Genomic DNA, 4476 nt, shown 5'->3' on the forward strand with positions numbered 1-4476 from the left:
CGACCAAGTAGATCGAGTTCGTCGACAGTCGCTTTGACTCCGGCATAAGTGAGGGCGTCAAGATTGACGACCTGAGCATCGGGTTCGCTGGCCAGAACGTAGCGAACGAAGTTGGAACCGATAAAACCGGCACCGCCCGTAACAAGGAAAGTCCTACCCATGACTCAAGTGTAGGGCTTGATACCTAGGTGTTCTATTCCGGGTTGTTGACGGGTTGGGGGTGAGCTCCTCTGGTTGAGTGGTGTTTGCACGCATCACAGAACCAGAGGAGGCTCACCGTGCACGCTAATGCCCCATTGACGCCGGAGGGTCGTCTCAGGATGTGTCGTCGGATCGAAGCCGGCTACGACATCTCAGAGGTGGCCAGGTTTATGTCGATTTCGCGTCAGACCGCCTCGAAATGGTGGAATCGTTATCAGGGTGAGGGTGAAGGCGGTCTGATCGATCGCCGGTCGATACCGCATCGGTCACCGTGCCGGGTGTCGGTGAAGCGGGAACGACGGATTATCGGGTTGCGGCTCGGTCGTCGGTGGGGTCCCGAACAGATCGCCGGGCATCTGGGCATGAACCCTTCGACGGTGTGGCGGGTGTTAAAACGCTACGGGATCTCGCAGCTTCGTCGTCTCGATCCGGGACTGGTCGAACCGGCAAGACGCTATGAGAAGCAGCTCCCTGGTGAACTGGTTCATGTTGATGTCAAAAAGTTCACTCGTATCCCCGATGGGGGCGGATGGAAAGCCCACGGGCGAGGCAACGTCAAAAAGGCTGTCGGTACCGACAAGACCTGTCTCCATTCGATGATCAATGATCACAGTCGGGTCGCCTATTCAGAATTCCTCGACGACGAGACCGCCCTCACCTGCCTCGAGTTCACCAAACGGGCCGTCCAATGGTTCGCTGACCGGGGGTCACAGTCCAGACCATCATGACTGATAACGGCACCGGATACCGCTCTCATCTGTTCTGCGACACGCTCGACTCGGTCGGGATCGGCCACGTGTTCACCCGCAGCTACCGGCCACAAACCAACGGGAAAGTAGAACGCTACCAACAGACCCTCGATCGGGAATGGGCCGCCGCCCGATTATGGACCTCAAACCAACAACGCCAAGACGACCTGACCCGCTGGATCCACCGATACAATCACCACCGACGCCACTCAGCAGTCAAGGGCGCACCCATCACCCGCGTCAACAGCCTCAGGGATTGTTACACCTAGGCCTGGGGATCGTCGGTGACAAGAGCGGCTTCCAGCCACGGCGCTTGTTCATCCTTTTCGGATAAACGGGGGTTCGCAACCGGCCAGTCGATGGCTAGATCTGGATCGTCAAATCGCACAGACCTCTCGGCGGTCGGCTCGTAATAATTGGTGACTTTGTAGGCGACGTCCGCCTCATCGCTAATGACAACGAATCCATGCCCGAAGCCTCCGGGAATCCACAGCTGCTGGTGGCTCTCCGCAGTCAGCTCCAGACCATGCCAATGCCCGAAAGTCTCGGAGTCGACTCGGAGGTCGACAGCCACGTCCCAGATCGATCCTACGGTCACCCGAACCAGCTTTCCTTGACTGTACGGCATCTGAAAATGAATGCCCCGAAGTACGTTCTTTACGGAACGAGACTGGTTGTCCTGAACGAAGTGCACGGCCTCGCCGACGGCTCCGTTGAAATGCTCTTCGTTCCATGACTCAAAGAAAAACCCACGCTCATCAACATGGATCGCGGGTGTCACTACCAAGAGTCCGGGCAGTGTGGTTGGCTCGACAAGCATCACCGCACTCTAGACCTATCGACAACCGGATCCATCGGCGTTGGTCCAGAGCTGCCGTCAGTTTTTGGTATTCCTCATCCCCGGCACAGCGAACGGCACCGACCTTCCCGCCGCCGGCTGCCGGCCCAAGACCCCTTGTCCGAGCTGGGTGGCCCGCCATCACGGCCGATCCGACAGAGGATCCTGGAGCAGGACGTCCGACCGCGCGGCAAATACGGCCCTGGTATCGTGCTACCGGTCCGATCGAGCCGGGATGGTCAGTTCATGTCAGGTGGGAACCGAATCGCCGAGATGTATCTCGGCCTGACAGGCAGCGAAGACTCTCGCAATCACGAACGCGAACGTGTCCATTGGATCTGTTCGCAGGTTACCGGTCCGAAAGTTCTCGAAGTCGGGTGCTCCCAGGGCATCGTCTCGATTCTGCTCGCGAGAGAGGGATTCGACGTGATCGGCACTGAAATCGAGTCTGTTTCCCTGGATTACGCTCTTGGGCTCCGTCAACAAGAGGACATCAGTGTTCAGAAGAGGCTCGATTTCCGCCTAACGGATGGCTCGCTTGATGACTTCAACGATGGAATGTTCGATACCATCATTCTGGCCGAGATCGTAGAGCATCTAAACCAGCCCGAACGCCTCATCGAGGAGGTATCTCGAGTTCTGAGGCCTGGAGGTCAGCTGGTACTAACCACCACCATCGGCATCTACCCGGATCCTGATCACAAGGAACCGATCTTCCCGACTGATGTTGCCAGACTCTTGGCAGCACGATACGCCTACGAAGCGTCTGATTTCGTAACGTTTCCGCTCGGACGTTTCAACAACATCTGCGTGACGGCGTCAAAACGTCAAATCCCCGTCGATGTCGAAGATGGCGTGCTTGAGTACCGAGCGCCCTTTGCCGATGTTGTCGAACGCTGCCTCCTCGAAGTTCAGAAGGGATTCACCCGTCTGTTGGCCGACGTCACCGCCGAGCGGGAGAAGCGCGGTGAACTGTCACAATTGGTGAGCTCTCAGCGCGAGAAACTGGCTGACAGTCGAAGGGTCTCAGCCGTTGATGCGCAACTCCACGCCCTGGAGTTGGGGCGGTTGCGGTTGGAGTTGGAGCGGTTGCGGCTAGAGGGGCGGAGTCGTGAGTTTGAGGAGGCGGTCGCCGAGTTGGATCGGTTGTTGGCGGCTCCGGTGCCGGTGGTGGCGTCGTTTGATCGCGATGCTGTGGTATCTCGTGTGTTGGATGCTGAGGTGGCGGCCCGCAAGTATCAGACTGCATTCGATCGGCTGCGGTTACGGCGGGTGGTCCGGTTCGCGTTGGCTTTGGCAGAGGGGTTGACGAGCCCTCGGAGGTTGCTGTTGTTACCGAGAAGTCTCCTAAAGGCGTTACGACCGACTCCGCTGCCCACCCAAAAGGCGCTTCCTGAACGCACCGAAATATCTGCCAAACTCCCGGTGTCACTTCCACCCGGTATCGGAACGGCTCGCCGCTTACCGTATCCACACCTGCGGATCTTTCATTGGGGTGGCACCCCTACGTTCGCGACAGTTGCCCCCCATGTGGCTATTACCGAGTCCGCCCCCACGCAAGACGTGTTCAAAAAGGGAGGAGACATGCTTCTCCTCGAACCTTCACGCATGACCGATTCTGACCCGACCCGCCTGGCGGAGTTGGCCGCTCAGGACAACATTCCGGTTGTGCTGTTCGTCAGGACCGTCCACGACCTTGCGTATGTGAGCCCGTATGTGTCGTTGGTCGTCACCGAAAACCCCGAGTTAGCAGCCCAGGTCGATGGGGTTCCCGTCCTTGAGCTATATCCAAGTGTCGACATTGCCGCCTACAACCCGATGCATTGGGAACGCACCCCATCCCAGCCAACCGTGGCCCTCTTCGCCCACCCCCATCTGAACAGCTCGGGGAACGACTGGAAAACCCTGATCGAACCAATCAAGGGAGACATCACGCTCTACCCGGTAACGGCCAACCCAACCCGATACCCGATCAAACCGGCCGACCCCACCCCGACGGCAACCAGCATCAACAAGACCTCTCATCGTCACCTCGCCGCAGTGACGGCACCGTCGTTCCATCCCAACCAGACCGGCTACCTCCAACACCTCCTCAACCTGGCCGCCAACGGCACTCCCGTCATCACAACCCCTCACCACAGCCATGCCGACCTGTTCGGACCCGACCACCTCCTCACATCCGCCACCCCTGACGAAACCGTCAAACAGTTAGAGACCCTCCAGGATCCCCACCTGCGTGAACGCATCAGCATCACTACCCGCAACTATGTGTTGAACCATCACACCCGCCAACACCGATTCGAGTCGATCCTCGACCGCCTCAACATCCCCCTCCAACCCAAACCGACCATAAGCATCCTGTTTGTCACCAACCGACCCGAGTTCCTCCTCCACGCCTACACCCAAATCAGACAACAGAACTACCCCAACCTCGAACTCATCACCGTACTCCACGGCGACACCATCGATACCAGCCAAGCCCACCAACTCGCTGAAACCCTCGGCCATCCCAACACGATCCTCACGGCCCCCACCTCCTGGACACTCGGCGACTGCCTCAACCATGCCACCCACCACGCCACTGGACACCTCATAACCAAGATGGACGACGACGACTACTACGCCCCGGACCACCTCACCGACCTCACCACCGCCCGCACCTACTCCCAAGCCGACCTCGTAGGCAAG

General features: G+C 58.7%; 3 protein-coding genes and 1 pseudogene. 2 read left to right on the forward strand and 2 right to left on the reverse strand.

Features of this window, described 5'->3' with window-relative positions:
- On the reverse strand, positions 1-161 hold a 161-nt coding region (locus JJE47_17940), incomplete at its 3' end, for an NAD-dependent epimerase/dehydratase family protein (GenBank protein ID MBK5269308.1).
- 159 nt (positions 162-320) lie between these two features.
- Here JJE47_17940 and JJE47_17945 point away from each other — a divergent pair.
- A pseudogene (locus tag JJE47_17945) lies at positions 321-1219 on the forward strand (IS481 family transposase).
- Here the strand turns inward: JJE47_17945 and rfbC are convergent.
- Positions 1216-1770, reverse strand: coding sequence for a dTDP-4-dehydrorhamnose 3,5-epimerase (gene rfbC / locus JJE47_17950; protein ID MBK5269309.1), 555 nt, complete (start codon positions 1768-1770; stop codon positions 1216-1218). The pseudogene JJE47_17945 and the gene rfbC overlap by 4 nt on opposite strands.
- A gap of 264 nt (positions 1771-2034) precedes the next feature.
- Between rfbC and JJE47_17955 the strand changes: the two genes are divergently transcribed.
- Positions 2035-4476 (forward strand): methyltransferase domain-containing protein (locus tag JJE47_17955; protein MBK5269310.1); only part of this gene is annotated, 2442 nt, incomplete at its 3' end.

It is taken from the genome of Acidimicrobiia bacterium (assembly GCA_016650365.1).
Classification (GTDB): Bacteria; Actinomycetota; Acidimicrobiia; order Spongiisociales; family JAENVV01; genus JAENVV01.

Bases quoted from the DNA above. Each gene is read 5' to 3' on its own strand.
- rfbC (MBK5269309.1), bottom strand. From the start codon at position 1,770: ATGCTTGTCGAGCCAACCACACTGCCCGGACTCTTGGTAGTGACACCC.